The 463-nt window shown below is 51.4% G+C and carries 1 protein-coding gene; it reads right to left on the reverse strand.

Annotated features, from left to right (window positions below; genetic code table 11):
• Positions 1 to 71: 71 nt before the first annotated feature.
• Positions 72 to 463: CmcI family methyltransferase (locus EN852_RS35140; RefSeq protein ID WP_281407828.1), on the reverse strand; the 392-nt coding region annotated here is incomplete at its 5' end.

Below are 463 nucleotides of genomic sequence, written 5' to 3' on the forward strand. Positions count from 1 at the left end.
GGCTTCGCGGTTCATATCGTGAATACAAATAATCACGGACAGAATCGGGCGGCGCTTTCGCGAAAAAATTCTCATATCTTGCGCAGATACCCATTGGGATTGTAAGTCATATTTCGTCCGAACATGTCACAATAGGTGACGTCTATTTCAAAAGATCGAGATCCTCTGGCAAGAAACTCTGCAATTGCCCTGTTTGGTCCGCCCTGATAACGGGCCGACCATCCAAGATCATCGAGCACACCGTCTTCCATCACGAGATACTCGCCGGCTTGAAGATGCTCCTCGAAAAATTTCAGAACCGAGGTGCATACGGCATAGCTATGCGCCGAATCCTCAATGACCAGCCAGGGCCGCGGCAGATCAAAAAGCTTGTGCCGACGGAATGAAACCTCCAGGTCGCTTGCGTCACCTTGAAGGAACCGGATCCCTTTCGAAGTGGGCAAGGCGGGCGCATTCAGGTCGA

Source organism: Mesorhizobium sp. M2E.F.Ca.ET.209.01.1.1, assembly GCF_004010375.2.
In the GTDB taxonomy this organism is placed as follows: domain Bacteria; phylum Pseudomonadota; class Alphaproteobacteria; order Rhizobiales; family Rhizobiaceae; genus Mesorhizobium.